The organism is Streptosporangium sp. NPDC002607, assembly GCF_053592655.1.
In genome coordinates this window covers 18,222-45,189 of the sequence record NZ_JBSFWD010000022.1, presented here as the reverse complement: position 1 = coordinate 45,189, position 26,968 = coordinate 18,222, and the positions used below count along the sequence as shown (strand labels likewise).

At 69.0% G+C, this 26,968-nt stretch carries 25 protein-coding genes; 11 read left to right on the top strand and 14 right to left on the bottom strand.

The features are described from left to right. Positions 1-18: 18 nt before the first annotated feature. Together ACWD3H_RS24345 and ACWD3H_RS24340 are read right to left on the bottom strand one after the other, a co-directional pair. The gene (locus ACWD3H_RS24345; protein WP_451956586.1) at positions 19-1,764 is read right to left on the bottom strand and encodes a S9 family peptidase; all 1,746 of its coding nucleotides are present in this window, start codon (positions 1,762-1,764) and stop codon (positions 19-21) included. Continuing rightward, positions 1,761-3,038 (bottom strand): helix-turn-helix domain-containing protein, encoded by a 1,278-nt coding sequence (locus tag ACWD3H_RS24340; protein ID WP_451956585.1) that lies wholly within the window; start codon positions 3,036-3,038, stop codon positions 1,761-1,763. Before ACWD3H_RS24340 ends, ACWD3H_RS24345 begins: the two co-directional genes overlap by 4 nt. A gap of 772 nt (positions 3,039-3,810) precedes the next feature. Between ACWD3H_RS24340 and ACWD3H_RS24335 the strand changes: the two genes are divergently transcribed. Together ACWD3H_RS24335 and ACWD3H_RS24330 are read left to right on the top strand one after the other, a co-directional pair. Further along, positions 3,811-4,191, top strand: a complete 381-nt coding sequence (locus ACWD3H_RS24335) for a hypothetical protein (RefSeq protein WP_451956584.1) — start codon at positions 3,811-3,813, stop codon at positions 4,189-4,191. Further along, the gene (locus ACWD3H_RS24330; RefSeq protein WP_451956583.1) at positions 4,148-4,747 is read left to right on the top strand and encodes an ATP-binding protein; all 600 of its coding nucleotides are present in this window, start codon (positions 4,148-4,150) and stop codon (positions 4,745-4,747) included. Before ACWD3H_RS24335 ends, ACWD3H_RS24330 begins: the two co-directional genes overlap by 44 nt. A gap of 121 nt (positions 4,748-4,868) precedes the next feature. Here the strand turns inward: ACWD3H_RS24330 and ACWD3H_RS24325 are convergent, their stop codons facing one another. Genes ACWD3H_RS24325 through ACWD3H_RS24310 form a run of 4 tightly spaced genes read right to left on the bottom strand, consistent with a single transcriptional unit; the run spans position 4,869 to position 9,543 of the window. Next, positions 4,869-5,123 carry a hypothetical protein gene (locus ACWD3H_RS24325; protein ID WP_451956582.1) on the bottom strand — a complete coding sequence of 85 codons (255 nt, stop codon included), beginning with the start codon at positions 5,121-5,123 and terminating at the stop codon, positions 4,869-4,871. A gap of 54 nt (positions 5,124-5,177) precedes the next feature. Beyond that, entirely contained in the window at positions 5,178-6,893 is a 1,716-nt protein-coding gene (locus ACWD3H_RS24320) for an ABC transporter ATP-binding protein (RefSeq protein ID WP_451956581.1), read from the bottom strand. Then, the gene (locus ACWD3H_RS24315; protein ID WP_451956580.1) at positions 6,890-8,710 is read right to left on the bottom strand and encodes an ABC transporter ATP-binding protein; all 1,821 of its coding nucleotides are present in this window, start codon (positions 8,708-8,710) and stop codon (positions 6,890-6,892) included. The genes ACWD3H_RS24320 and ACWD3H_RS24315 overlap by 4 nt, the downstream gene beginning before the upstream one ends. Continuing rightward, positions 8,707-9,543, bottom strand: coding sequence for an alpha/beta fold hydrolase (locus ACWD3H_RS24310; protein ID WP_451956579.1), 837 nt, complete (start codon positions 9,541-9,543; stop codon positions 8,707-8,709). The genes ACWD3H_RS24315 and ACWD3H_RS24310 overlap by 4 nt, the downstream gene beginning before the upstream one ends. A 227-nt stretch (positions 9,544-9,770) precedes the next feature. Between ACWD3H_RS24310 and ACWD3H_RS24305 the strand changes: the two genes are divergently transcribed. Beyond that, on the top strand, positions 9,771-10,505 hold the full coding sequence (locus ACWD3H_RS24305; RefSeq protein ID WP_451956578.1) for a helix-turn-helix domain-containing protein: 735 nt from the start codon (positions 9,771-9,773) through the stop codon (positions 10,503-10,505). A 212-nt stretch (positions 10,506-10,717) separates the two neighbouring features. On the opposite strand, the gene ACWD3H_RS24300 is transcribed toward ACWD3H_RS24305, so the two are convergent. After that, positions 10,718-11,524, bottom strand: a complete 807-nt coding sequence (locus tag ACWD3H_RS24300) for an NmrA family NAD(P)-binding protein (protein WP_451956577.1) — start codon at positions 11,522-11,524, stop codon at positions 10,718-10,720. Positions 11,525-11,996: 472 nt separating this feature from the next. Here ACWD3H_RS24300 and ACWD3H_RS24295 point away from each other — a divergent pair, with 472 nt between their 5' ends. After that, positions 11,997-13,466: an MFS transporter gene (locus tag ACWD3H_RS24295; protein ID WP_451956576.1), complete on the top strand. Its 1,470-nt coding sequence runs from the start codon at positions 11,997-11,999 to the stop codon at positions 13,464-13,466. A gap of 254 nt (positions 13,467-13,720) precedes the next feature. Here the strand turns inward: ACWD3H_RS24295 and ACWD3H_RS24290 are convergent, their stop codons facing one another. The 4 genes from ACWD3H_RS24290 to ACWD3H_RS24275 form a co-directional block, all read right to left on the bottom strand. Continuing rightward, entirely contained in the window at positions 13,721-14,347 is a 627-nt protein-coding gene (locus ACWD3H_RS24290; RefSeq protein WP_451956575.1) for a dihydrofolate reductase family protein, read from the bottom strand. Beyond that, positions 14,344-14,820 (bottom strand): SRPBCC domain-containing protein, encoded by a 477-nt coding sequence (locus ACWD3H_RS24285; protein ID WP_451956574.1) that lies wholly within the window; start codon positions 14,818-14,820, stop codon positions 14,344-14,346. Before ACWD3H_RS24285 ends, ACWD3H_RS24290 begins: the two co-directional genes overlap by 4 nt. Further along, the gene (locus ACWD3H_RS24280) at positions 14,817-15,155 is read right to left on the bottom strand and encodes an ArsR/SmtB family transcription factor (RefSeq protein WP_355550370.1); all 339 of its coding nucleotides are present in this window, start codon (positions 15,153-15,155) and stop codon (positions 14,817-14,819) included. Before ACWD3H_RS24280 ends, ACWD3H_RS24285 begins: the two co-directional genes overlap by 4 nt. 305 nt (positions 15,156-15,460) lie before the next feature. Then, positions 15,461-16,531, bottom strand: coding sequence for a hypothetical protein (locus ACWD3H_RS24275; RefSeq protein ID WP_451956573.1), 1,071 nt, complete (start codon positions 16,529-16,531; stop codon positions 15,461-15,463). A gap of 680 nt (positions 16,532-17,211) precedes the next feature. On the opposite strand from ACWD3H_RS24275, the gene ACWD3H_RS24270 reads away from it, so the two are divergent. From ACWD3H_RS24270 to ACWD3H_RS24245, 6 genes are all read left to right on the top strand, one after another. Beyond that, the gene (locus tag ACWD3H_RS24270) at positions 17,212-17,691 is read left to right on the top strand and encodes a hypothetical protein (protein WP_451956572.1); all 480 of its coding nucleotides are present in this window, start codon (positions 17,212-17,214) and stop codon (positions 17,689-17,691) included. Beyond that, the gene (locus tag ACWD3H_RS24265) at positions 17,691-21,254 is read left to right on the top strand and encodes a protein kinase domain-containing protein (protein ID WP_451956571.1); all 3,564 of its coding nucleotides are present in this window, start codon (positions 17,691-17,693) and stop codon (positions 21,252-21,254) included. The genes ACWD3H_RS24270 and ACWD3H_RS24265 overlap by 1 nt, the downstream gene beginning before the upstream one ends. A gap of 103 nt (positions 21,255-21,357) precedes the next feature. Further along, complete coding sequence (locus tag ACWD3H_RS24260) at positions 21,358-21,777, top strand: VOC family protein (RefSeq protein WP_451956570.1); 420 nt, start codon at positions 21,358-21,360, stop codon at positions 21,775-21,777. A 162-nt stretch (positions 21,778-21,939) separates the two neighbouring features. Further along, a complete protein-coding gene (locus ACWD3H_RS24255) occupies positions 21,940-23,142 on the top strand; it encodes a hypothetical protein (RefSeq protein ID WP_451956569.1) in 1,203 nt (400 codons plus the stop codon). A 61-nt stretch (positions 23,143-23,203) separates the two neighbouring features. Then, a complete protein-coding gene (locus ACWD3H_RS24250) occupies positions 23,204-23,683 on the top strand; it encodes a DUF4279 domain-containing protein (RefSeq protein WP_451956568.1) in 480 nt (159 codons plus the stop codon). Positions 23,684-23,753: 70 nt separating this feature from the next. Next, positions 23,754-24,293 carry an SDR family oxidoreductase gene (locus ACWD3H_RS24245; protein WP_451956567.1) on the top strand — a complete coding sequence of 180 codons (540 nt, stop codon included), beginning with the start codon at positions 23,754-23,756 and terminating at the stop codon, positions 24,291-24,293. On the opposite strand, the gene ACWD3H_RS24240 is transcribed toward ACWD3H_RS24245, so the two are convergent. The 3 genes from ACWD3H_RS24240 to ACWD3H_RS24230 all read right to left on the bottom strand — a co-directional run bounded on the left by ACWD3H_RS24240 (position 24,256) and on the right by ACWD3H_RS24230 (position 26,267). Next, positions 24,256-24,519, bottom strand: a complete 264-nt coding sequence (locus ACWD3H_RS24240; RefSeq protein WP_451956566.1) for a hypothetical protein — start codon at positions 24,517-24,519, stop codon at positions 24,256-24,258. The two genes, ACWD3H_RS24245 and ACWD3H_RS24240, sit on opposite strands and share 38 nt — an antisense overlap. A gap of 224 nt (positions 24,520-24,743) precedes the next feature. Further along, complete coding sequence (locus ACWD3H_RS24235) at positions 24,744-25,499, bottom strand: SDR family oxidoreductase (RefSeq protein WP_451956565.1); 756 nt, start codon at positions 25,497-25,499, stop codon at positions 24,744-24,746. Between the two features lie 315 nt (positions 25,500-25,814). After that, on the bottom strand, positions 25,815-26,267 hold the full coding sequence (locus ACWD3H_RS24230) for a MarR family winged helix-turn-helix transcriptional regulator (protein ID WP_451956662.1): 453 nt from the start codon (positions 26,265-26,267) through the stop codon (positions 25,815-25,817). Between the two features lie 95 nt (positions 26,268-26,362). On the opposite strand from ACWD3H_RS24230, the gene ACWD3H_RS24225 reads away from it, so the two are divergent. Next, entirely contained in the window at positions 26,363-26,905 is a 543-nt protein-coding gene (locus ACWD3H_RS24225; RefSeq protein WP_451956564.1) for an N-acetyltransferase family protein, read from the top strand. Positions 26,906-26,968 lie beyond the last annotated feature (63 nt).

The following is a 26,968-nucleotide window of genomic DNA, read 5'->3' as shown; positions in this document are numbered from 1 at the left end:
CTGGCTTCGGCGCTGTGATCAGATTCCTGGTAGAAGCACGTGTTCCAATTCCACGCGGAGAACATGGCGGACATCAGCAGGTCTTCGCAGCGTGTGACCCGCTCCGGGGATGACGACCAGACGAGCATTGAGGCTCCTGGCCTGCTCCAGCGGAGTTACCCGATCCTCGTCTCCGTGGATCAGAAGCAGCGGACGCCGAATCGCGGCTTCTGATCCACCGGAGAGTTCACCGCGGAGAAGCTCCGCGTGACGGGCCTGGAACTTCGGTGCGGCACCGCTCCAACTCTCCGGGTCAACCACGGCTGACCTGGCGATCCCGACCGCGAACACATCGGTGATCGCCAAGGCCCGTAAAACGGTGTACCCGCCGGCGCTGGCCCCCCAGATCGCCACCCGCCCAGGATCCGCCCGACCGGCGGACACCAGGTGACGAGCCGCATCAGCACAATCAGTGGCGTCGACCATCCCCCATCGATGACGAAGACCTAACCGGTACGCGCGGCCGTACCCAGTACTCCCCCTGTAGTCGACATCAGCGACGGCGAAACCTCTACTCGTGAAGTACTGCACATGCAAGTCCAGACGCAGCGGCCAGTTCGCCGTCGGCCCCGGATGAGCCCGTACAAGCAGTGGCGGAGGCCCATCGCTTCCTCCCAAGGGCGGGTAGTAGAGGCCGTACGCCTCACCCCCGTCGCGGGTACCGAAAGTGAAAGGCTCCGGCCGGGCGAGCGATGCCTGGTCAAGAGTGACGTCGGCCGGTGTGAGCTCACGAACAGCACCGCTGGTCTCAGCCAGCACCACCGTAGGCAACCGAGTAGGACTGGAGCCGATGAAGGCGACTTTCCCATCTACCACAGCCAAATAGGGCTTGATCGAGGTGTACGGCAACGCGAGCCGTTCCACATCACCGTCGGAGCGCTTCACAACTAAGAGGTGCAGCGCCCCCTGCTGGATGACGGCTACGACCTGGTTACCCTGAAAAACATAAGTGCGATACCCGAACTCCCAGGGAGCCGCCGCGACCTCGAATTCTCCCGTGATGACCGGCTCAGCATGGCCGTCGTGCCAGGCGTACAGGTTCCACCATCCTGAGCGGTCGGAAACGAAGTGCAGCACCCCGTCGTCGCTCCACCGCGGCTGGCACACCGACTCCTCGTCCCCGCCCGCGACCAGCCTCGTACCGGTAAGTGCACCATCAGGCCCGATGTCGGCCAACCAGAGCCGGGAACCGTCCCACGGCATGAGCGGCGCGTTCCATGAGACCCAGGCAAGCTGCTTCCCGTCAGGACTGGGCTCCGGAGACATGTAGAAGTCCTCGCCGGAGGCGATGATCGACGGCTCGGCCGACAGAACAACCAACTCGTTGTGGACGCCGCTCTCTTCATGACGTTCCCGTACACAGACCAGCTTGCCGGTGCCCGGAACAAGACGGAGGTCGGCATAGCGCCAGGTTCCCGCCAACGCGGGGGTCACCGGCACGGGGTGTCGGCCGTCGCGTACGTGATAGACCCGCTGGTCATCCGCGTTGCAGAACCACAGATCCCGCTCGGTGGCCAGGTAGGCCCCCCCGCCGTACTCATGCACGTAGGAAGCGACGTGGAACCCCTCCGGCAGCACGTCCTGGCGGCCATTGGCAGCCGTCCAGCACACGAGCACATCCCCGTCCGGCCGTCCCTCGATCCAGTAGACGGTCTCACCGACCGCTTGGACCGCGTCGTACGAGACGGTGGCGCAGGCGACGACCTCAGCGGGGATAGGGCTCACTCTTGCAATGATCGGACGAAGTCATCCAGCTCGCGAGCGACCTCGGGGTGCCGAGGTGCCACCCGGTCGCGGAAGCGGTGGACCCGGGACATTCCGGCGACCGATCCTCGCCGAGCGAACACAGTGATCGCCTCCTGGGCCAGCCGTACGGCCTCGGCGGGTTCACCTTCTCCGATGCGTGCCTGTGCCAAGTCCACGGTGAGCTCTGCCTTGCGGCGTACGCATGTGGCAGGAACGCCACCGATGGCGTGCTCGAAGGAGCGGGCGGCCTGGGCGTAGCGGCCGAGTTCAAGGAGGCAGTTCCCCTCGTAGCCGAGCAACCGTTCGCGGTCGAAGTCGTACATCCATTCGTCCCGCTCGTCACCGGCCCGTTCCAGGGCTCTGTTCGCTTTGTTGAGTTCGGCCAGTGCCGCTCTGCCGTCGCCCGCGTGGACACGTGCTGTGGCGCTGATGGCATGCAGCCAGGACTTCGTCACGTGGGTGACGGAGCGACCGGCTATGTCCAGGGCAGCTGCGGCGTGTTGGACGGCTTCCTCCGGCCGCCCGGCCGCGTCCGCAGTGATGGTCCGGTAAGCGCTGATATAGGACCGGAGTCCCCTGTCACCTGCTTCCCCCAGGGCGTCCAGAGCCGTGGCATACCGGCGCCCCATCGCGAAGTGGTCACCGAGATCGAACCAGATCCACGCCGCGAACCCTGCTGCCTCCCCCGCCGCGTAAGCGATCCGCCGCCGCAGCTTGTCAGGGGCGGGAGCCTCCAGGAGAGAGAGCAGGAGGGCGAGGTGACCGTCAACCGGGACGAGCATCTCGGCCGACGTCAGTTCGTGGTAGAGGCGGCGCTGGTGCACGGTGATCATTTCGATGTCCTCCACCACGGCGGAGGTGATTGTCGAAGCGCGCTTGCCGCATGTGCTGAGCCGTCCCCAGTCGACACCGGAATCCGGTGTCTCCGGGCTGGGTCTCCGCGCGGCCTCGCTGCGGTGGCGGAGATGCGCCTGCTCGCGGATGACACCTGGGAGCATGCCGTTGAGCGTTCCACCCGCGCCGAGTGCGGTGTCGCACGCGATGACCACGGACTCCGAAGGGGCGACCGAGGCCCGCTCCACGGCGCCGAGGTGTTGCCAGGAGTATCCGGTCAGCTCGCCGAGTTCCATCAGCGTGAGCGAGCGCGCCTTGCGGAGTTCGCGCATCCTGGATCCCAGCGCGGCGAGCAGTGACGAGCCGGGGTCGAGGGCCTTGGCCGGCCGTCCGCGACCCCCTTTCCTTTCGGTAGTCATTCGAACACTCCCTGCTGTTTTTGCTGTTCGTTGCGAGCAAATCAGGTCGTGCGGTCTGCTGTCAGCACCTTGAGCAAGCCGGATCGTGAGAGATGGACGCCCATGAGCATCGCCTCGATACATGCCCTCTATCGGCTAGAGAAATGCGCCCCCGAGAACGCAGGCGATGCCGCCCTGTCCGGCGAATCACGCTCGGTTATAGCGAACTCCGCCAAGCAGATCCACTGCCCGAACCGGCGGCGAGGGCGAACAGCGCCCCGATCTGACAGGGGACGGCGGGCATTCACAACCAGCGAGCTCAAGAACATCAAAAAACGGCTCTGCCCGGCGAATGGCGTCGCCTGGCAGAGCCTCGACCGCACTCTGGAGGTGCGCGATCTGTGTTCAACAGTAGTAGAACCCCAAAGACCATCCGGGTCCGCTGGCATGCCAATCAACCACCGACCCCTCTCGGTTGCCGCTGGTGCGGCCATCCCCCCTACGCGCACGACGCCGCCAGCCTGCCGCATCGGCCCAATCACCTGTGGGAACAACCCACCCCGGCCCAGGTCCGTACCCGCATGATGGCCCGGCGTCGTCTCGGGCTCTGCGGCCGGCTGCCCGCGCCTCCCGTACCGGCCACCGTGGCCCCGCGCCCGCCGAGCCATCCCTTCGCGGGTTCTCCCATCAGCCGGGGACGCCACTCGCGATCGGCCGTGACGCCGTACGGGCGGGAGTCTCCGCCGGGTATACGGCCCGGCAGGCGCGAGTCGTACCGGAAGGGGGTGACGGCATGAACCCGCCACCTCCCGGAGCACCGTACGAGCCCGGTGAAGAAGGCACCATCCCCCAGGCGCTGCGCACGCTGACGCTCCGCTTTCCCGCCTGGTGCCTCTGGTACGGCAAGGCCACCGAACAGTGGTGGGCCCTCTCCCCCGCCCGGTGTCGGCAGCGTATCGGCCTGATCGAGGCCGACACCCCCGCCGAACTGGCCGCACGGATGCAGCACATCGAGGACTTCCACCCCCACCCCGAACAGCACGACCAGCCGATCAGCACCGACCACCGAACGGCCGTCAGGGACATCAGGGTCGCCGGAGGCAGCCAGACGAGCAAGGGAGGTGACCGGGATGACCGCGCGACTGCTGTCCGTACTCGTCGGCGTGCTCGCTGACCGATTCCGGACGACAACCGGCGACACCACCGGACCGGCCGCCACGATGTGGTCGCCGTACCTGGGCCGGATACCCGGTTGGTCGACGACGCCGAACCACACTCCCGTCATCTCCCAGCGGTTCACGGCCGTCCCCGACCAGGTCAGGCCCGCGCGGAACTTCGTCGCCGAGATCCTCGGCGACGACCACCCGCTCCACGACGACGCCATGCTTCTCACCAGCGAGCTGGCCACCAACGCCGTCGAACACTCGACCAGGCCGACCGATACCAAACCGGCAGACGCCGAACCAACCGACGCCAGAGCGACCGACACCGGAACCGCGGACACCACACCGGGAGACCGGCCACGGGAGTTCGTCGTCACGGTGGCCTTCCTCCCGCACGGCGTCATCGTCACCGTCCAGGACCCCGGCTCCGCACAGATCCCCTGCGCCGGAAACCCCCACCCCAACGCCACCGGCGGCCGAGGACTCCTCCTCGTCAACGAACTCGCCACCCGCTGGGGCTTCCACCGCGACCCCACCGGAACCGTCATCTGGTTCGAACTCACCTGACAGCCCGACGTGGCGGCGCGAGCCTGAAGCAGCGCCGCCACGTCCTCAACCAACAAAGCCACGCGTGGCCAGGACGGTTCCCTCTCGGCGGTCGGCGTACTCGGCGTCTCCTCCGGTGAGGTCACCAGGTGATCGTGAGGCGGACGCCGGGGCCGAGCTGGTCGTCGGGGGTTCCTGCCCGGTAGACGGTGATGATCGGCCGGGCGGGCCGGGTGTGGTTCCAGTCGTGAAGGAGTTCGACGAGCCGGGCGGTGAGGCGACGGCTGCCAGGGTGTTGCGGAGGGCGACGGAGTCTGCGGTGTCTGCGTTTAGCCGTCGCCGATGCGGGAGATACGGCCTCCCGAGCAGCCGCCGGGGTGGTGCCGTTGTCGAACACCAGACGGGCGGCGGTATGGACGAGCGCCCCTGGCGGATCGCCCGACGCTCCGGCTCATTCCCGCGCAGCGGGAGCCATGGAGATGTTCCAGAAGTCGGCGTAGCGGCCGCCGTGGTCGAGCAGTTCGTCGTGGCTGCCTTCCTCCGCGATCCGGCCGCCGTCCAGGAAGATGACGCGGTCGGCGCGTTGGACGGTGCGCATGCGATGGGCCACCATCACCACCGTCCGGCCGGCCATCAGGCGTTCGATGCCCTCGTGGACGGCCGCCTCGTTGACCGGGTCCAGCGCCGAGGTCACCTCGTCGAGCAGCACGATGGGGGCGTTCTTCAGCAGCGCCCGCGCGATCGAGACCCGCTGGCGCTCACCACCGGACAGCAGCGTGCCGCCCTCGCCGACGTTCGTCGCCCATCCGCCGGGCAGGCGCTCGATCACCTCGTCCAGCTGTGCCGCGGCCGCCGCGGCCCGTACCTCGGCAACGCCTGCGGCGGGACAGCCCAGGCGCACGTTCTCCTCGATGGTGCCGTCGAAGAGGTAGACGTCCTGGAAGACGATGGCGATCCGCGCCATCAACGCCTCGGTGCTGATCGCGCGCACGTCCACGCCTCCCACGCGCACCGCGCCGGCGTCCACGTCGTAGAAGCGCGCCAGCAGCTGCAGCAGCGTGCTCTTGCCCGCTCCCGACGGCCCGACGACCGCAAGCCGCTGTCCCTCGGGGATGGTGAGCGACACCTCGTCGAACACCGTGCGCTCGCCGTGCCGGAAGGTGACGGCGTCGAACTCCAGACCGTGGTGCGCAGGCTGGATCGGCTCGCGAGGTTCCCGCAGCGGCTCGGTGCGCAGCACCGTCTCGAGTCTGGCCAGCTCCGAACGCGCGCCGCGGAGTTTGCCGCCGATGTCCGACAGCGACAGCAGCGGGTCGGCGCAGCGGGCGGCCAGCACCAGGATCGCCAGGATCTCCGCCACGCCGATGTTCCCGCCGAGCGCGAGGTGGGCGCCCAGGACCAGTAGCCCGGTGAAGGTCGCCTGCACGGTGAGCGTCAGCCCCACGGCGCTGGGCAGCGTCGCCAGCACGGTACGGCGGGAGGCGCGCTGGACATCCAGCAGCGAGTCGTCGAGCAGCTGGAAGCGTTCGCCGGTCCGGCCGCCGGCCCGCAGCACCGGCTGGGCCTGGAGGAATTCGATGACGCGCCCGCCGGCCTCCTGGTCGCGTTCGTGACGCTCGGCGTCGGCGGCGGCCGTCGCGCGTGCCGTCCAGGCCTGGATCGCCGCCACGACGGGTGCGGCGAGCAACGCGGCCAGCCCCATCCGCCAGTTGAAGGCGGTCATCACGGCCACGATGGTCAGGGGCGTGACCAGGGCGGAGATGAACGGTGCCAGCAGATGCGCGGCCACGCCCATGGCTTGCAGGAGGCCGCGGCCGGCCAGGACGGACACCTCGCCGATGCGACCGGCGTTGTACCAGCCGAGGGGGAGGCGGGCCAGGTGCTCGCCGAGCCGGTGATACATGCCGCGCAACATGGTGGTCCCGACCCGCATGCCGGACAAGTCGCTGATGTAGCGCAGCACGGCGTAGAGGGCGACCGCGGCCCCGAACGCGACCAGCCACGGCACGGCGTCCGCGGGCGTACTGCCGAGCAGCGCCCGCAGCACCGGGACCAGCAGCGCGTAGGACAAACCTTCGACCACCGCGGTGATCGTCATCAGGATCACGGTGCGGCGCATCGCCCGGGCGTACTCGTCTCCGAGCACGCGCAGCAGCATTCGGATCATCGGGGCTCGTCTCCTCGCAGTACGCCACCGTGGGTTTCGATCTCGGCGGATCGGTGGGATCGCCAGAACGCGGCGAACCTTCCGCCTCGTGTCAGCAGGTCGGCGGGCCTGCCGCGTTCGACGATCGCTCCGTTCTCCAGCACCACGACGGTGTCGGCGTCGGCGACCGTCTCCAGCCGGTGGGCGATGACGACGATCGTGCGGTCACCGCTCAGCGTCGCCAGGGCCCGGCGGACCGCCTGTTCGGTCTGCGGGTCGGCGAAGGAGGTCGCCTCGTCCAGCACCAGAACGGGCGCGTCGGCCAGCAGCGCGCGGGCGATCGAGATCCGCTGCGCCTCGCCTCCGGACAGCTTGGTCTCTTCACCGAGCACCGTGTCGTATCCGCGCGGCAGCTGGAGGATGCGGTCGTGGATGCCGGCCAGCTGGGCGGCGCGGACCACGTCGTCGCGGCCGGCCCGCGGCACCGCCAGCGCGATGTTGTCGGCGACCGAGACGAGCAGCAGATGGACGTCCTGGAAGACGAAGGACACCTGCCGATACAGCTCCCGGCTGCCGATCTCGCGCAGATCGACGCCGCCAAGAAGGACCGAGCCGTGGGTGGGGTCGAAGAACCGCGGCAGCAGCTGGACCAGCGTGGACTTGCCGCTTCCCGACGGCCCGACGACCGCGGTGACCGTCCCCGGCTCCAGCACCAGGTCGATGCCGCGCAGCACCTCGTGGTCGGCGTCGTAGGCGAAGCGGACGTCACGCAGTTCCACCCGGTGCCCCTGCGGCGGACGCGGGTGGGCGGGCTCGGGCAGTGGCCGGACCGCGAGCACGTCTTTGATCCGGCCGACCGCGCGGCCGGCGCTCTGCAGATCGTCGAAGCCGTGGCCGAGCGCCGCCACCGGAGCGGTCAGTCCCAGCCCGAGCAGCAGGAACGGCAGCAGATCCGCCGGGGCCAGGCCACCGGACGTGATCAGCGCCGCGCCACCGATCAGCACGATGAGCAGCACGAACGGCGGCGACAGCGCCAGCTGCATCCCGGCGGCGATCACGGACATGCCGCGCACCCAGCGGGAGAAGATGCTGACGAAGTCGTCGGCGGCCGTCAGGAACGTGCGGTGGGCGCGCTCGCCTCCGCCGAACGCCTTGACCACCGAGATGCCTTGCACGAACTCGACGACGGAACTGGCGATCCGTCCCATGGCCGCGTCGTAGGCCTCCTGCTCGCGCGTCCTGGCGGGCAGCATCAGCAGCGGGACCAGCGCTATCGCCAGCACCACCGGGATCAGCGTGATCAGCGTGAGCCGCCAGTCGACGGTGAACAAGTAGATCAGCGATACCAGCGGCACCACGAACGCGGCGACGAGCTCGCCGGGGGCGTGGGCGATGAACGGGTGCACGGCGCTCACGTCCTCGCCCACCACCTTGGCCAGCTCGCCGGTGCGGCGCCGGGAGAACCAGCCGATCGGGACGCGTCCCAGCGACGCGGCCAGCTGCCGACGGAACGTCAGTTGCACCCGGCTGTCGAGAACATGCCCGATTCCCGACGACGCGGCGGTGAACAGCAGCCGGACGAGCAGGCCGGCCGCACCCGCGATCACCACGGTCCAGACGTGAGCGTGGTCGATCGGGCCGGGCGACAGCAGGGTACGGCCCAGTTCGACGACCGCCAGCAGCGGGGCCAGACCCGCGAGCGCGCCGATGACCTGCAGGATCACCACGGCCGCGAAACTCCGCAGATGAGGGCGCAGCAGCGGTGTCATGCTCTGTCCCGCCGCGGAACCGGCATCCGGTTGCTCGATCGTCTGAGCGAGGTCGGTGGTGGTGGTCATCGTTCTGTCGAAGAGGCGGTGTGGATCTCGGCGAAGGCCAGCAGGGGTGTGGCGGTCCGCTGCGGATCCTCCAGGATGGGTGAGTGTCCGAGACCGGGCAGCAGCTCGACCCTCGCGCCGGGAACGGCGCGGTAATCGGCGGCGGACGAGGAGCGCCACCTCCGGTCGTCCTCGCCGAAGATCACCAGCAGCGGCTTGCCGAGGACCGCCAGCCGCTCCGGGAGCGCCTGCTGCTTCAGGTAGCCGATTGTGGCCTGCATCGTCATGGTGAGCGTGTGGTAGGTCATGGCGCGCACCTCGTCCAGGAGCTGTTGCGGGATCTGGTAGCCGGTGCGGCTGAAGCCGGTGCTCGCGAACTGGCGGATCTGCTCGTCTGTCGGCGGCCACTGCGTGGGGTCGATGGCGGCGGACCCCGCCGCGATGAAGGCGTCCAGGCTGGGTCCGGTGTTGATGAGCACGAGCGCGGTCACCAGATCGGGTCGTTGCTCGGCGAGGGCGGTGGCGACCACGCCGCCGCTGGAATGGCCGGCGAATATGGCGTGCTTGACGCTGAGCCGGTCCAGTGCCTGTCCGACCCGGCGTGCCTGGTCCGGGGTCGCGTAGCTGTGGCCGTCCGGTTTGGCCGATCGGCCGTGCCCGAGCAGGTCGATCCGGATGACGCGATGGGATCCGGTCAGCATCGGAACCAGCGCGTCCCACGAGCGTGCCGAGGAGGCGGACCCGTGGATGAGGACGAGTGCGGGGGCATCGTGGGGGCCGTCCTGGCACACGTAGACGTCGCCGTCGTCCAGGGCCAGGGTCGAACTTTCCGTGGTGCCGTCAGGAATGGTCATGAGCCCACTGTCGCCGCCGGTGCGCGCCGGTGTATTGGACAAATGTTCCCCTCGCTCGGCTCCCCTAGCATGGGAGCATGCGGTCCACTGTGCGCGAACGTGACGATGCCGTTATGTGGGACGTCGCATCCTCAGTGCGGCGCAGCCGGGTGGCTGGTGTCACCATGGCCGGCTTCCGTGACCGGGGCATGGATTCGGAGGGTCACCGGATGATTCCGCACCCGGCCGTGACGCTGGTTCTGGACTTGGGGGCCGGCTCGCCCGTCGTTGAGGACGTCGCCGGGCGGCAGCACCGGGGAAGTCTTGTCGCCGGGCTCGGGCTCGGCGGCGCGGTGTGGGTGCGAGGCCAGAACATCGCGTGTGTTCAGATGCGCCTGTCCCCTGTGGTCGCCCGCGCGATTCTGGGCGTCGACCCGGCCGAGCTGGACGGCTGCGTGGTGACGCTGGACGACCTGTGGGGCAGGCAGGCGTCACGGATCAGCGAGCAACTGGGCGAGGTCTCCTCCTGGCAGGATCGCTTCGCGTTGATCGAGGCGTTGCTCGTCCGTCGGCGTGAGGTGGGGTCGCCGGTCGAGCCGGAGGTGGCCTGGGCCTGGCACCGGATCGTGGTCAGCCGCGGCCTGGTTCGGGTGGAGCGGCTGGCGGCCGAGCTTGGATGGAGCCGCAAGCGCCTGTGGTCGCGATTCCACGCGCAGATCGGCCTGCCGCCTAAGCGCGCCGCGAAGCTGGTCCGCTTCGACCATGCCGCCCACCGCCTGGCCGCGGGGCACGACGCGGCCGGGGTCGCGGCGGACGGCGGCTACGCCGACCAGTCCCACCTGCATCGGGACGTCATGGAGTTCGCCGGGGTGACCCCCGCGGCCGTGGCCCACGAGCCATTTCTGGCGGTTGACGACGTCGCCTGGCCCAGCCACGGAACACCCGACCAGCCCGGCCCTGCCGATCGAGCGCACGTGACGTGACCGCCCTGCGCGAGGGGACGGACGTCGGCCGCGGATCTACAGCGGCGGGGTGGATCGGCGGCGCCACATGATGGGGTGCCACTCTGGCGACCCCGCGTAATCAACCGTCGCCTATTCGGCCGTGGTTGGGGTGCTACGAGGGTTCCGGACAGAGGGAGATCGGCCGGCGTGGGCGCGTTCAGCCGATAGAGATCATCCCCGGCCTGGAAACGCTAGAAACGGTCTGCGTGCTCGTCCACCCACTGCGTGAACGTACGTGCCGGACGGCCGGTCACCCTTGCGACCGTGTCGTCCACGGTCTTGGAGGAATCATTGGACGCGGCGTACCAGCCAACGACATACTCGGCGTCCGCCCGGGACACTCCGGTGGCCATCAGCCTGTCGATCGCCTGTTCGTGCGTTATCGGCTCGAAGGCGATGTCGCGACGGAGCGTCCGCGACAGGATCGCGACCCGCTCACTTGGGGTCAGCGGTTCGGGTCCGGTGAGGTTGTAGGACTGCCCCGCGTGGCCGTCATCGAGCAGTGCGACGGCTGCCACGGCCGCGATGTCGGCCTCGTGCACCAGCGCGCTGGGGAAGTCGTACGGTTCTCGGACCACTCCTTCGGCTCGGATCGATTCGGCCCAGCTCAACGTGTTGGACATGAACTCTTGTGCTTCCAGACGTGTCCATTCCACGCCTGAGTCCGCCACCGCCTGCTCGACCGGGCCCACCCAGCCGCCCCACAGCACGGTGAAACGCTGAACGCCCGCGGCGACCGCCCGCTGGACCAGCTCGGGCCCGACCTCGGCAAGTCCAGTGGTCACCGTGATATGCAGCCGGCTGACGCCGTGGAGTGCGGCGTCCAACTTCTCTGGTGTGTTGTGCGTGCCGGCCACCAGCTCCACCTCGGCCGGAAATCTTCCCGCGTTCGCCGCCGGGTCTCGCGTCAGGGCCCGAACCCGCTCTCCTCGGCGGACCAGCTCTGCCACAACGTGCCGGCCGGTGTTCCCGGTGGCGCCTGTCACCAAGGTCGTCACAGTCGAGTTCCTTTGGTCGTCTTGTCTGGATGAGTCGCTGACGAACCTAGGACCTCAACCGCACTTGAGGTCAAAAAGTCCGCCCGACCGTGCCTGTCGTTATGGGGCGTGTCACCAGGTACACGCGAAGCGACACTCCGATTGCCGCACTCAGCCTCCTCGAAGGCCCACAGGCCAAAGGCCTCGCGTATCAACGGAGTCGATCTCGCCGCGGAGACCTCCGCTGGTCCTAGGTCCAAGGTCCCGGGCCATGCTGACCGGGCGTCCGATGTCGTGGCCCGCGGCGAGCGGCATATTCGTACCGAAGACAGCGCAGAGCACGCAGGGAGGGGAGGGGCGATGACCGGACCGGACGGACCGAGCCCGGGCGCCGCCCACCCCAGCGCCCTCAAGGGGTGTGCCAACAAATGTCCGCCGGTCCCGGTGCAGCCATGACAGGCCACCGAACCACACACGGACGAAAGGCACACCCATGTCCACAACTCAGTCCCCGGCCCGCAGCCGACGGCCGGGATGGAGCCTCGCGCTGCTCGCGCTCGGGCATCTGATCATCAGCCTCGACTTCACCATCATCTATGTCGCCCTACCCGACATCGCCGCCGATGTCGGTTTCACACCGCACACCCTGCAATGGGTGGTCACCGCGTACGTCGTCCTCTACGGAGGCTTCCTGCTGTTCGGCGGTCGGCTGTCCGACCTGATGGGACGCCGGCGGATGTTCGTGCTCGGCATGGCGCTGTACGGCGTGGCCTCCGTGCTGGGCGGCCTGGCCACGGCGCCGGCGGTGCTGCTCGCCGCGCGCGCCTTGCAGGGCCTCGCCGGCGCGGTGCTGTTCCCCGCGGTGCTGGCCCTGGTCAACACCGCCTTCGCCGAGGGCAGGGAGCGCAACCGTGCGCTGACGGTCTGGGCCATGGCGGGCGCCGGCGGGCTCACCGCGGGCGCGCTGGCCGGCGGGGTGCTCACCCAGGCCCTGGGCTGGCAGGCCGTGTTCTACGTCAACGTCCCGCTGGCCGTCGCGGGTGCCGTCGCCGCCTTCGCCCTGCTGCCCCCCGACGGCCGCGTCAGCAGAGGAAGCGTCGACGTGCTCGGAACCCTGACCGGTACCGCGGGCATCACGCTGTTGATCTTCGCGGTCGCGCACGGTTCCGAGGTCGGCTGGGCACGGGCCGAGGTGATCGCCGCGGCCGTTCTCGCGGCGGTCCTGCTGGCCACGTTCCTGCGCGTCCAGGCCCGGGGTCGGACACCGCTGATGCCGCTGCGACTGTTCCACAACCGCGCGCTCAGCGGAGCGGTCGTGGTCATTCTCGTCTTCGGGCTGACGATGCAGGCCGTGCCGTACTTCCTGACCCTGTACTTCCAGGACGTCCTTGGCTTCAGCGCCCTGGAGACCGGGCTGGCGTTCCTTGGCCCGACCCTGTCGATCACGGCAGGAAACTTCCTCAGCGAGAGGCTGATCCACCGCTTCGGCACCCGGAGCGCGCTGATCACCGGCATCGTCGTCAACGCCGTGGGCGCTGCGTTCCTCGCCCCCGGCATGCACGCGGACGGATCCGTCCTCACCGTCCTGGCCGGGGTCGTCGTCATCGGTCTGGGCATGGGCATCACCTACGAGGCCATGTGGATCGCCGCCGGCACCGGCGTCTCGGCGGACGAACAGGGCCTGGCCTCCGGGGTGGCCTCCACCGCGCTGCAAGTGGGAACCGCCGCGGGTCTGGCGGTTCTTGTGGCTGTCGCCAACCACGACATTGAAGGGCTGTCCGGGCAGGCCCTGCGCGCCGCCTCCGCCGAGGGAATGCGCGCCGCCGTCTACGTCCTGGGCGCCGTCATGCTGACGGCCGTCCTGGCCGCCCTCAGGCTCCCCGGTCCGCGTGCCCGGGTCGCCGCGGCCGCGTCCCAGCCCGTCCCCGACCCGGACGCCGCCGACCTGCGCCCCACCGGCTGACAGCGTCCGCGGCTCCGGTGTCCGGTCGCCGCCGCCCTACCTCACCTCTCGGCGACCGGTCCGGTTCGGACCCGTCACCGCCTCCCGGTCACGCGTCCCAGGTGACCGGGAGGCGGCGTCGGATATGTCCGTGTTCAGACAGTGGCCGCACCACCCCGCCCACTCCGGCGCCCGAGGGCGAGTTATGGGGTGTTGTAGGTGCGAGAATGCGGCGTGATCAAACCCGGTGAACGTATCCGGTCCTGGTCACCGCACTAGACAAAGGCCGTGACGCCCTCGTATTCCGCTACCGGGGCAGCACCGACAGTCTCGTACTGGAGCAGCAGCAGGCCGTTCGCCGTCACCTCGTGGCGGACGAGTTGAAGGCCGACGGGTCCGCTCGGGTGGTCGAGCAGCCGCCGCCCGGAACCGGTCACGACCGGGGCGACGACAAGCCGGAGCGTGTCGACGAGGCCCGCCGCCAACAGGGCGTTGCCGAGTCGCGCACTCCCGTGGATCTGGAGTTCCCGTCCTGGCCGCGCCTTGAGTTCCCCGACGGTCTGGATCGGGTCACCACGGAGCACGGTCGTCGGATGCCAACTCCCTTCGGTGCGGGTGTTGGTCACCACGTACTTCGGTAGTGAGTTCATCCGCTCGGTGTACGGGTCGTCCGGGTCGGTGATCTGCGGCCAGTCCCGGGCGAACGCTTCGTAGGTTCGCCGCCCGAGCAGCAGACCGTCGGCGAGGTCCAGCCAGTCGGAGGTACGCCGGACGAAGAGTTCGTCCAGGTGGGGCACGAGCCAGCCGCCCCGGGTGAAGCCGTCGCTCGTATCCTCGGTCGGCGAGCCGGGGCCCTGGCTGACCCCGTCGAGGGTGACGAACTCCGTGAGAGCGATCTTCACCGCGCGGCCTGGCTCTCCGCGACCACGGCGAGTTGCTTGGTGACCGAGCCATAGCCTTCGAAGAAGCCGAGTTCCTCGTGGCGGGCGCGGGCGGCCGGATCGCCGTGCCGGACGATGATCCGGTAGTCCGTGCCGTCCGGATGATCGCTCAGCGTGATCTCGGCTGTCATGGGCACCGGCTCGGGATTCGCGGGGCGCCAGGCGCTGTCGATCGCGTTCGTGAACACAATCCGTTCGAGCTCGTCGACGACGAGGAAGCTCGCGTTGATGTGCGGGACGAAGTCCACCCCGTCGTCGCTCAGTCGCGTCACGAGCGCGCCGCCGGGCCGGACGTCGAGGCGGTCGACGCGGCACACGGTCGGCGCCGGGACCCACCACTTCTCAAAGCGGGAGGGATCGGTCCACGCGCTCCACACGGCGGCGCGGGGGGCGCGGATGACCCGCTGCAGGGTCAGGTCAAGATCGGGGTTCATGGTTGTTCCTCCATCGGATCGGTGACGAGGCGTTCGAGCCGGTCGGTGCGCTCTTCCCAGATCTGGCGCTGCTCCGCGAGCCAGCCGTCGACGAGAGCGAGACGGTCGCGGTTGAGCACGCAGGTGCGCACCCGGCCGAGCTTGACCGTGCGGATCAGGCCGTTCTCCTCGAGCGTCCGCACGTGCTTCATAAAGGAGGGAAGGGTCATCGGGAACTCGCGGGCGAGATCGCCCACACTCGTCGGGCCGCGGCCAAGGCGTCGGATGACGCCGCGCCGCGTCGGGTCGGCGAGGGCGACGAACACGCCGTCGAGCTCGGCCGAATACTGTGCCATGCGGCTAAGTATTGCCCGCCGAAACACTTAGCGCAAAGGCAAAGTATTCAGGTCGTCCCAGGTGCCCGGCCATGGCGGTGGCAGGCCAAGACCTTGATCGGTTTCGACGGCAGGTCTGGACCCCTCCAGGCCGGTGATCCCCGCAGCGTCCCGGATCTTGATGCGGAACGGCGGCAGATCGGCCGCCCATCCGAATCCTCCACGACAGAGCGACACTTGCCGGAATCACCGCGCCCCTGATCGATGAGCGGGTGCGAGTACTCAAACACCCACCGGAAACACGGTGCACGCCAACGGACACCGCACTAGCGGGCCACGTACGTGATCATCGCCGGGTGGTCGACCTGGACGGCGCCGTTGTAGCAGGTGACGTACCGGATGCTCACGTACGCCGGGTACGACTCCCAGGGGGCGAGCAGGTTGCAGAACTCCGAGCCGTAGCCGAACGCGGTGACCTGGACGTTGTCCCGGTATCCGGTGTTGCCGAAGATCACCTGCTTCCTGGCGACCGCGGACCTGCTGAGCTGCACGCCCCCGGACTGCGAGTTGTAGCTGACCGGGTACGGCGTCGGCACGTAGACGCCCGGGGTGTCGGGGGCGTTGTCGAAGGTGTAGGCGAAGCGGTACGACTGGGGTGTCCAGGTGATGGCCCGCTCGCGGTGGTAGGTCAGGCTCCATCCGGTGTTCAGCGATGTGCCGGTGGCGTCGTAGCAGCGCACGATGATGCTCTGCGCGGCCGTCGTCGCGGTCCATCCGCCCAGCTTGCAGCGTGCCGGTACGGCCGAGTCGACCGCGGTGACCTGGATGTTCCCGGCGTGGCCCGCCGAGCCGAGCCCCGGCAGGGTGACCCGCCACGTTCCCGGGGCCGTCAACGGCTCGGCGGTGTTCACCGCGGTCGGCGCCGAGGAGTTGAACCGCGCGGCCACGGCGGAGCCGTCCCAGTGCACGTACCCGAACGCCTGGGGCGCGGGCAGGTACTGGGCGCTGTACCCGAAGGTGACGGAGAACCACGAGGTGATCGGCCCCACACCGTACCGGTGGCACTGCACCGCCACGATCTCGTCGGCGCCCGACTGCCACCAGCCCTGGACCTGGCACCAGTCGGCGGACTGGGAGATCGCCGTGACGTGGGCGACTCCCCCGGCGGCCATGCCGATCTGCGGGAACTTCACGAACACCTGGCCGGGGCCGCCCGGGGTGGCCTCGACCTTGAGCCCGTCCGGCCACGAGCCCGCCTGGCGCATGGAGTCCACGACGGCGCCACTCCTGACGACGGCGAACCCCCAGCGGGGAGGCTCGGCCGCCGCGGCGTCCGTGGCGGCCGCGGCGAGCCCGGTCGCGGCCAGGGCCGCGATGCAGAGCGTTCGTACGATCACTGCCCATAGCCGGCGCATGTCATCCTTCATCCACATCGGAGTGGTGGTCGTGAGCGGGGCTCAGGCTCTTGATAACCCGCCAGCCGGGCGGCTGAGAAGACCCAATTTGACCGATGGACTTGACTCCTGTTCGACAGATACGGCCATGCCGTGAATGTCGATGCTGGGCTGGTTGGTGCGCCGACGCGTCCCAAGCCGTCAGAGTGGGGCCATTTCAGCCGTCATAACCGCCCGCCCGCACCAATGTCCTGTCCATCGAAGTTCGAGTGGCACGGGATACCTGGTCGTCAGGGGTGGTGGTGGACTCACGGGTGCGTACCCGACCGGCGATCCGGCGCACCTCCCGGGCGCGAGTGCCCGGATGGTTCTTTGCGGCAGCCTTCAGCTGAGCTGTTCGGCCAGTCCGACGATGTCCTGCGGGCCAACACTGACGCTCAGCCGGGCCATGAAGCGCTAAGTGCAACGCACGCCTACGCCGGGAACGTTCCGAGAAGGTACGCGAGCTGCTCCGAACGTGGTTCATCGCACCTGGCACCATATGGGTTGACATAGACCGATACCTCGTCCGCGAAGCCGTTCGCCTCCGTGATAATTACGGATCGCAGCATGAAAAAGGCTCGAAACCCATGGACTGTCGTGGCCACGATTTCCTCATCGGGCCGCCGTGTTTCGAGTACGGCATGACGATGCACCTCACCCGCGACGTACTGGACTTGCTGACCGCCACCGGCGCCGCCCCGGACGTCGACGAGTACGACATGAGCCAAGCCCGGACGAGCCTGAACCGCGAGTTGAGTGGTTTGAAGAGAGCCGACGACACTGGGCGCACGGGTGGGCCGGCATTTACCGGTGAACTCGTCGACGAACTGCCTACATTGGGCGGTCCGCCCCTCGGCGGGCATTCCCCCCGAGGTGCGGCCGACCTCGACCACGTTCCCCCTTACCTGGTCAGCGAGTACGTCCCCGGGCCTGATCCGCAGAACCGCGTGGACGCGGATATCCGCCTTCTTCATAGCGCCGGCCTGCCACGAACAATGACCGCCATCGGACAGTCACCGAGGAATGTGGATCACTTGATCATTGGCCCCCGCCAATGCCGCACCTCTATAACGGAGGCGAATTGGAGATGGCGTCACGAACAAACAATCTTGTATATCTGATGCCCATGGTGGTGCCGCTGTTACCCAGTGATCCCCGGCAACTCGGTCCCTACTGGCTGGCCCGACGGCTCGGCGCGGGAGGCCAGGGCGTGGTCTACGAGGCCTACGACAGCCTGGGCGACCGGGTGGCGGTCAAGGCACTGCGCGAGGACTTCATCACCGATGCCTACCGCGACCAGCTGCGCAAGGAGGTCGCGGCGCTCAGCCGGGTGGCCCCCTTCTGCACCGCGCGGATCATCGAGGCCAACCTCGACCACGTTCCCCCGTACCTGGTCAGCGAGTACGTCCCCGGGCCCGATCTGCAGAACCGCGTGGACAAGGAGGGCCCCTACCGCCCAGACGACCTGCACCGTCTCGCGGTCGGCATCGCCACCGCGCTGTCGTCCATCCACCAGGCCGGCGTGATGCACCGGGATCTGAAGCCGGCGAACGTCCTGATCGGCCCGGACGGTCCCCGGGTCATCGACTTCGGCATCGCGCGTACCGAGGAGATGTCCCAGAGCGCGACCGGGCAGCTGAAAGGCACCCCGCGATGGATGGCTCCCGAGCTGTTCCGCGGCCACCGTGCCTCACCGGCCGTCGACATCTGGGCGTGGGGTGCCGTCGTCCTGTTCGCCGCCACGGGCAAGTCGCCCTTCGACGGTGACGGCATGCCCGCGCTGATCCACCAGGTCCTTCATCACCGGCCCGAGCTCGATGTGCTGCAGGAGCCGCTGCGGTCCCTGGTGGCGCGGGCACTGTCGCACGACCCGGCCCGGCGCCCCGCACCTCGGGAACTGCTGGAAGGCCTGATCGGCGGCCAGGGTGTGCTGGAGGAGGCCACCGCGGTCGCCGGAGCTCTTTCCAGCACGGCGCTCCCCCCGTCGCTGGCGCAGGTGGCCGAGCAGGTCTATGCCGGGCTCGCACCGCACGAGCAGGCCACCGTGCCGCGCATCCTGCTGCGGATGATCGCCGTGAAGCCGGACGCCAGGCACACGCTGCGCAAGGTCGCCGCCACCGAGTGCCTGGACATCGAGACGGCCAAGCAGGCCGTCTGGCACACCCTCGACCAGCTGAGCGAGGCGGGGCTGGTGGTCCGCGACGGCGCCTTCTTCACGCTCACCACCCCGGCGCTGGTGCGGGCCTGGCCTCGGCTGCGCGACTGGATCGCCGACGAACACGAGGTCCTCGACGCCCACCACGAGCTCACCGACGCCACGCGGCGCTGGCAGAGCCGTGGCCGCAAAAGTGGTGACCTGCTGTGGGGCAGCTCGCTCGACGAGGCACTCGCCCTTGTTGTGGCCGGTCGCCGGCACCTCACCCTCAACCTGGCCGAACGCTCGTTCCTCGACCACTCGGTACGCGCCGCCCAGCGCAGGCGGCGCTACCGTACGCTGCTGAGCGCCGCCCTTGCGGTCCTGCTCGTCGCGTCCACCGCGACGGCGGCCACCGCGATCGTCCAGGGCATCGAGCTGGCGGCCACGAACGAGATCATCTCCGGGCAGCGGGATACGGCCATCGGCGGCCGGGTCGCCAACCTCGCCACCACGATGCGGCGCGTCGATCCCGCCGTCGCCAAGCAACTCGCCGTCGTCGCCGCGACCTTGGCGCCCGACGGTCAGGCGGCCCAGAACGCGCTGGCCACGCTCTACAGCCAGCCGGAGCAGTACACCTACCGGCCGCCCGGTGTGGACGGCCGCTGGCGGACAACCGGAGACAACACCCGCCGTCTGATGGCGTACGTGCACGGCCACGAGGTGAAGCTCGCCGATGTCGACTCGCGCCGGGTGGTACGGACGATCACTCTGACCGGAGAACCGGTCGACGACGGCGCTCTCGGTCACGTCCTGTCCCTCACGCCGGACGGCAAGACCATGTCGCTGGTCAGGAAGGACGGCGCCGTCGGCATCTGGGACACGGCGACCGGCCGGCCGCGGCCGGTGACGATCCGCATTCCCGAGCCGTACGCGGCGCTCGATCCCACGGGCACCCGTCTGCTGAGCTTGGCGGCGACGCAGGCGGTCGTCTGGGACGTCGAATCGGGCAAGCCCGTTCTCAAAATCCCGTACCAGCTCCGGGGCGCGACCTTCACACCGGACGGGCGGTCTCTGGTCAGCCTCCGGGAAGGAGAGTTCGAGTACTGGGACATCGGCAAGGGCACGAAGACGCCCCTGCCCCGGTTCGGTAAGGACTCCGAGAGAATCAGCGGCCTGGAGGTCAGCCCGGACGGCAGACGCCTCGGCGTAATCAAGGGCGACCGAGTGTGGATCATCCGCCTGGACAAGGAGGACGTGAGCTGGCGGCAGCTTCAGAAGAACGACGACAACATCGGGATCGCCTTCAGCGCCGACGGCAGGTTCGTCGCGGTCGGCGGCACCGTCTGGGGCACCGAGGGTGTCCACGACCAGTCATGGGATATCGTGGGCGAACGCGACGAGCCCGTCTTCAGGTACTCCGGCGGCTGTGCCAACCCGGCCTTCGGCCCGGGAGACCGCACCCTGCGCTGCGCGGATTACTCCACGAGCACCGTCACCGTCCTGTCCCTCAGTCCCATCACGGACTCGGTCAAGCTCACCGACGCCTTCGTCGGCTCCACTGCGGTCCTCAGCGAGGACGGCTCGACTCTCGCCGTCGAGTCCCGCCGCGACCTGGAGATCTGGGATCCGGTCAGGCGGGTCAGACGGGGAGCGCTGCCGCTCAACGGTGTCGGGGGCACCAGCGAATCGCTGTTCGCGTTGTCGAGAGACGGAAAGCTCCTGGCGAGCAGCTTCCGCAGCAGCGGGAAGGTCGAGATCTGGGACGTCGCCTCGGCGACCAGGAAGATCACCCTGCAGACCGGGCACGCGATCAGTGACCGGGTGCCTCTCAGGTTCTCACCTGACGGCAGGACGCTCGCGGTGCTCACCAGCCCTACCATCAGCTCGACCTCGTTCGAACTGTGGGACGTGGCCTCGGGAGGCCTGCGGGTCAAGTCCGCCGGAGTCCGGACGGAGCCCGGCCAGGGCATCGCCGGCGACCTGCGTGTCCTCTTCAGCCCCGACGGACGGACCGTGCTTTCCGGACCGGACCAGGGTGTCCTCGACGTCGCCACCGGCAAGCGAGTCCTCGCCCCCAACCTCGAAATGAGCCCCGCCAAGGCCCGCAGCCGGGACGGGCTCGTCGTCGTGTTCGACAAGGACAAGATCGGATTCTGGGACGCGCAGACCCTCCGGCACAAATACGACGTGCTCCCCGGCGCGGAGCTGGGCAACGCCGTCGCCTTCGCTCCCGACGGGAAAGTGCTCGCGCTGGCCGACACCACGGGCCGGGTCCGCTTGTGGGACGTTCCGAACAGACGCGCCCTGGGCCTTCCGCTCGCCGGTTTCCTGACGCCGAAGGACAAGGTCGGCCCAGACAAGATCACGACCATGGCCTTCTCGGCCGACGGCGCGGTTCTGGCGGCCGTTGACGACGCCGGCCGCCTCCGCACCCACCTCATCGCTCCCGACAAGGTCAAGAGCGCCCTCTGCGCCCTCTTCGGCCCGCTCTCCGAGGCGGACTGGAGGACCCACATTCCGGAGATTCCCTACCGCCGCACCTGCTGACCGGCATCGGACACAGCCCTTCCGGGCGCTCTACGAAATAACCTCTGGATCCACATCGGAGTGGCTGGGCGGTCATGCTCGGACCTACAGAAGGGATCACGGGATGAGCAAGGTGACCACCGGCATGCTGCACCATGTCGAGCTCTGGGTGCCAGACCTGCCACGGGCCGTCGCCGGCTGGGGGTGGCTGCTGGGCGAGCTGGGCTACACCCTCTTCCAGAACTGGGCCGACGGGCGGAGCTGGCGGCTCGGCTCCACCTATCTGGTCCTTGAGCAGTCGCCCGCTCTCAGCGCGGACGAACACGACCGGCGCCGCCCCGGCCTGAACCATCTCGCCTTCCACGTCGAGAGCCGGGCCATGGTCGACGCCCTGGCCGAGCGGGCACCGCGGCACGGCTGGACCCTGCTGTTCCCGGAACGTCATCCCCATGCCGGTGGCGAGCGGCACTACGCCGCCTACCTGGAGGACGCCGACGGGTTCGAGGTCGAACTCGTCGCCCCCGAAACATCACGTCAGGACTGACGCCACCCCACGGCTCCGGTCGAGCACATGCGGCACGTGACACGCACCGCAGCGTGGTCCTGGAGCCGCCTGGACGGCATGCGTTGCTCGGCCGCGGTTTTGTCGGACGCCTGCGGCAGGCTGTCCGCGACCGGTCGGAATTTGATCTATCGAGGGACGCACATGGCGCGCATGCTCCGCAGCATCGACGACGAGGTCTACGTGGAGTACGGGACGTTCGCTCTGGAGGGCACCGACATCGGGGAGTGGACCAGCCCGGAGGGCTACCACTTCGTCGCGGGTGTCCGGATGGAGGCGTGGGACGGTGAGCCGCCGAGCCCCGAAGGCCCCTGGACGCCCGTCGACCAGACGACCTTCGTGGCGGACAGCGGTGTCGTTCACCTGCTCCTGATGATGGACGGTCGTGGCCACGACTTCCTCATCGGGCCACCGTGTTTCGAGTACGGCCTGATGATGCACTTCGAGCCGCTCACCAAGGACGACGAGCCGGATGAGGACACGGATGGCCCCGAGGAGCGGTGGCTGCTGCGCTTCTGGCCGATCCGGGACGCGTTCGATCCGCTGCTGCACCTGCCGGCCGCGCCGTACATGGTGCCGATGCCGAAAGAGTACGTCCCGTTGCCGCTTCCGCCGGAGATGCGGCCTCCGCCGGTCGAGCCCCGGCAGGTGCCCGTGCCCGTGTCGGCCGCCCAGGACTGGGCCTCGATGCGGGTCGATCCCTCCCGGCCGACCTTCGAGGAGTGGCTGAGCACGATGGAGGAGCAGCTCCGTGAGAAGGGCGTGACGATCCACGAGTGGCTGCGGGCGCGGGGCGTCGAGATCGAGGACGGAACCGAGGTCACACCGGAGAGCATCGCCCGTCCCGAGGACCGTCCGGGCCGGTTCGCCGATCCCCTCGTCGACCGGTACTACGCGCGGCAGGCGCACATGGGATTCCTTCCGCACCGCTTCCCCGACTGGGAGCCGCACGAGCAGGAGGAACGGCTGCGGGAACTGTGCGACGAGGAGCGCATCGCCGAGGAGCTGAATCCGGAAGGTTCACGAACTTTCGCCATGCCCTACGAAGCGCGAGGGGTGGAGAGCCTGTCACCCGGAATCAGCCGTCGCCTCTGGCGGTGGGAGGACGACATCATCGGCGGGCAGCCGTTCGACGGCAGTCTCACCGTCGATCGGCAGGTGCACGTCCGCGATCCGCACAATCGCAAGATCTTCGTCTCGGGCATCGTGACCGTGCTCCGCCCGGAGCGATACAACGGGCGCGCCGACTGGTACCTGGTCAGGGACGCCGAACCACACGAGGCGGCCCGCGTCCTGTGCGCCGAGGCCACCTGGCGAGACCAGCCGGAAGGAGAACCCGGCCGGTAGTACCGGGTGGCCGACACACGATCGGCTCGGATGAGGTGTCCGCCCTGTGGGGAAGGCTCAGATGCGGCGATTGGTCGCGCCGGTACTGTCGCGGCATGCGCGTCCGCCAGTACGTCTACTTCGCACTGTTCAGCCAGCACACCTCCGCGTGGGCATCGGGCCCGACGAGACCACGGTCCGGGGAAGCCGCCGCACTGAGCCGGTCAGACCGATCAGCCACAGGTGGAAGATCACATGCCGTGAGCCCGGTCTACGCGTCGACGAGCGGATATCCCGTGTGCTGGACCGGCTCCGGCCCCATGCCGACCGCATCGCCGAACTCGCCGAACGTCTTCGCGCCGAAGACGAGGAACATGGCGGCGCGGTCCTGCAGGTCGTGCGCTACCTCAACGATCACGAGGAAAGTCCCCCTTCGGACGCCATGCATCCGGAGTCACCCCAGGAGCCCAATCCGCTCGGCTGGCACCTCACCCGCGACGTACTGGACTTCCTGACCGCCACCGGCGCCGCCCTGGACGTCGACGAGTACGACATGACCTAAGCCCTCTGGCCGCCGGTATCGCGCCCGGCGAGGCCGGGCCGGTCACTGCCGGTGGAGCTGGCTGTGATCGATGAGATCCAGGACGGCGCCCCGGAGATTGCGGAAGACGGCCAGGATCTCATCGGCGGCTGCGGCCACAGCCGCTTCACCGGGTGGACTCGACGGTTCGAGCAGCAGTGCCGTCATCCAGACCGACGCGCCGGGCGAGCTGTCGGTCCGCGCCCACCTGGACGCCTGGGCGGTCAACGTGATCGGCGCGCTCACCGCCGCCGCCCACGTCGCGCCCGTGATGGCGCGGCGCGGCAGTGGATCGTTCCTCATCACCGGGGGCATGCCCGAGCCGAAGCCGCAGTACGTCAGCCTCTCGCTCGGCAAGGCCGGGGTCAGGACCCTGGTGACGCTGCTGGACCAGACCTACGGTCCCTCCGGGGTCCACGTGGCGAGCGTCACCGTGTGCGGTCCCGTCGCCCCGGGCACCGACTTCGACCCGGACGACATCGCCGAGCACTACTGGCGGTTGCACACCCAGCCGCGACACCTGTGGGAGCACGAGGCCCTGCACACCGGGCTGATCACCCAAGAGGGCGGCCGGAGCCGCCGCTCACCGTGACCTGAGCGGTGTGGATCGGTTTGAACGCGGCGCCGTTGTGGTCGGTGTCCGTGGACGGCTTCGGGAGAGCGACCGGATCGTTCAACCTTCCACCGGCTTCGGTGACGCTGCCCAGCATCCGGTACGCGATCCCGAACAGGCGCGGCCGCAGGCCCGCGAAGATCACTGCGGCCTGTTCAAGATCTTCCGGCCCACCGGATTCGTTCGCCGGCACGGTATCCGCCACCGTCATCCCCCTGTCTCGCCCGTGTCCCGCACTCTGCCGGTGAACCCATCCTGGACCCGCGACCCTCGTCTGCCGCCTTCAAACCGCTCGCCGAGCAGCTATGACAGGACAGGCGGGTGGTTTGTGACAACCCCGGGAGATCTCATCCGGCGGAGCGGCCAGGGGCGGCTGACGGTCCGCACCCTCGGCGACCGCGACGACGTCGCGATGCCCGGCGGGGGGCGCTACCTCCCGGCCGTGGTCCGGCCCGGCCAGTCGCCGTACCGTGTCTCGCCGAGAATCGCGTCGCCGGCCGGCACCAGGGTCCCCTCGCCCAGCTCGGCTCCGAAGTAGCGCGCGTGCGGGTCGGTGACCACCTCACGCGGATCGTCCCGGGCGGCCAGGGCGTCCCGGAAGAACTCGTCCATCCGGAACCGCTCGGGCCCGGCGACCTCAACCCTCCCGTTCACCGGCGGCCCCACCGAGATCCTGCCGACCGCCTGGGCGACCTCGTCGCCCGCGATGGGCTGGAAGAGCACGGGTGCCATCCGGACCGTGCCGCCGTCGGTGGCCGCGTCGGCGATGCTCCGGACGAACTCGAAGAACTGCGTCGCGTGCACGATCGAGTACGGGATCGACGAGTTCTCGATCAGCTTCTCCTGAGCGATCTTCGCCCGGAAGTAGCCGCTCTCGGGCAGCCGCTCGGTCCCCACCACCGACAGCGCGACGTGGTGGCCGACGCCTGCCGCCGCCTCCGCGGCGAGCAGGTTGCGGGTGGAGGTCTCGAAGAACTTCAGTACCGCGGTGTCCTCGAAGGACGGGGAGTTCGACACGTCGATCACCACCTGCGCGCCGGTCAGGGCCTCGGCGAGCCCTTCGCCGGTAAGGGTGTTGACGCCGGTGCTCGGTGCTGCCGCCACCGCCTCGTGGCTGTGCTCGCCGAGCTTCGTCACGAGCTTCGACCCGATCAGACCGGTACCGCCGATTACCACGATCTTCATGACAAACCTTCCTGTCCGCCGGGGCGTCCGTCGCCATCCGGTCGCCAGCTAAGACAGGACAGCCCTCCGGCCTGTGACAGCTCAGGCGAGATTCCCCGGGTTGCGGATCCCCGGCGCCGAGGCGTCACAAACCGAGACGCTGTCTGTCTTTCGGTAAGGCGGACTTGCCGTCAGCAAGCCGACTACCTACTGGACGAGTAGGAACGCGATCGCTTTCCGCCACATCAGTGGTGATGTGGCGGGGTTCGGAAGCACCGTTCGCCTACGAGCGATCCAGCGGCGGCAAACAGCGCACCATCACCGGCAAGACGATTCTCACGCGATGACCCCGCGGTCCGGCGGTTCGACCGGCCGGCGCAGGCGGTCGGCGTGCCGGACCTGGTTGTGCAGCGCCCGGCGCAGGAACGTCTCGATGGTGTCGAGTTCGGCGGTGCTGAACCGGAGGAGTTCGGTCTGCGCCTCGGTCACGATCGGCCCCCAGACCTCCTGCACGGCTCTCTGCCCCTGTTCGGTCAGGTTCACCAGGACCCGGCGCCGGTCCGCCGTGTCGCGGATCCGCGTGGCCAGGCCGGCCCGCTCCAGCCGGTCGATCGCGGTGGTGGCGGCACCTCCGGTGAGACCGGCGGCGGCCGCCAGCTCGCTTGCGGTGAGCGGGCCGCGGGCGGTCAACCGGCTCAGGCACCTCAGGTCGGTGCGGTTGACGCCGAGGCGCCGGGCCGCCAGCTCGTCAATGAGATCGGTGGCGTCCTGGAGCTCCTGAACGGCCATGGTCACGGCATGGACCCTATTTTGCTTTGACAATCTAACCCTTAGAAAGTTGAATTAATTGGGTCGCGTGAACTCTAACCCCCCGGGAGACCCCGATGCCACGTCCTTCCGTCCAGCCGCGGTCGGCGACGACCGACGACGTTCCGGCCCTGCTGTCCCTGATGGACTCCGTCCACGCATGGCTCATCGCCCAGGACCGCCCGGAGCAATGGGGAACGGTACCGTTCTCCCGAATCCCGGGCTTTCCCGACCGGGTCTCCGACTGGACGCGCCAGGGCGTCATCACCCTGGTCGAACGGGACGGCCGGTGCGTCGGGATGCTGGCCGCCGCGCCCCTGATTCCGCCACGGATCCCCGCCGCCGTGGTGCCCGACGGATCGATGTTCATCCACACCGTGATGACCGACCGCGGCCCCGGCGGCCGCGGCGTCGGTTCGGCCCTGCTGGAGGAAGCCGCGCGTCTCGCCAGGGCGCACAGCGCTCCCGCACTGGCTCTGGACCACTGGGCGGGCAGCCCCGAGCTGGGACGCATCTACGACGACCACGGCTACGTCAAGGTCGCCGAGTACACCGACGAGCAGGACGGAAAGGCCATCCGCAACACCGTACGCGTCCGCTACCTGAGCGTCGCCGGCTGAACGCGTCAGCACGAGGCCCGGAGCCGGCCCGACGAGGATGGTGGAGGGAGTCGGCCACCACCA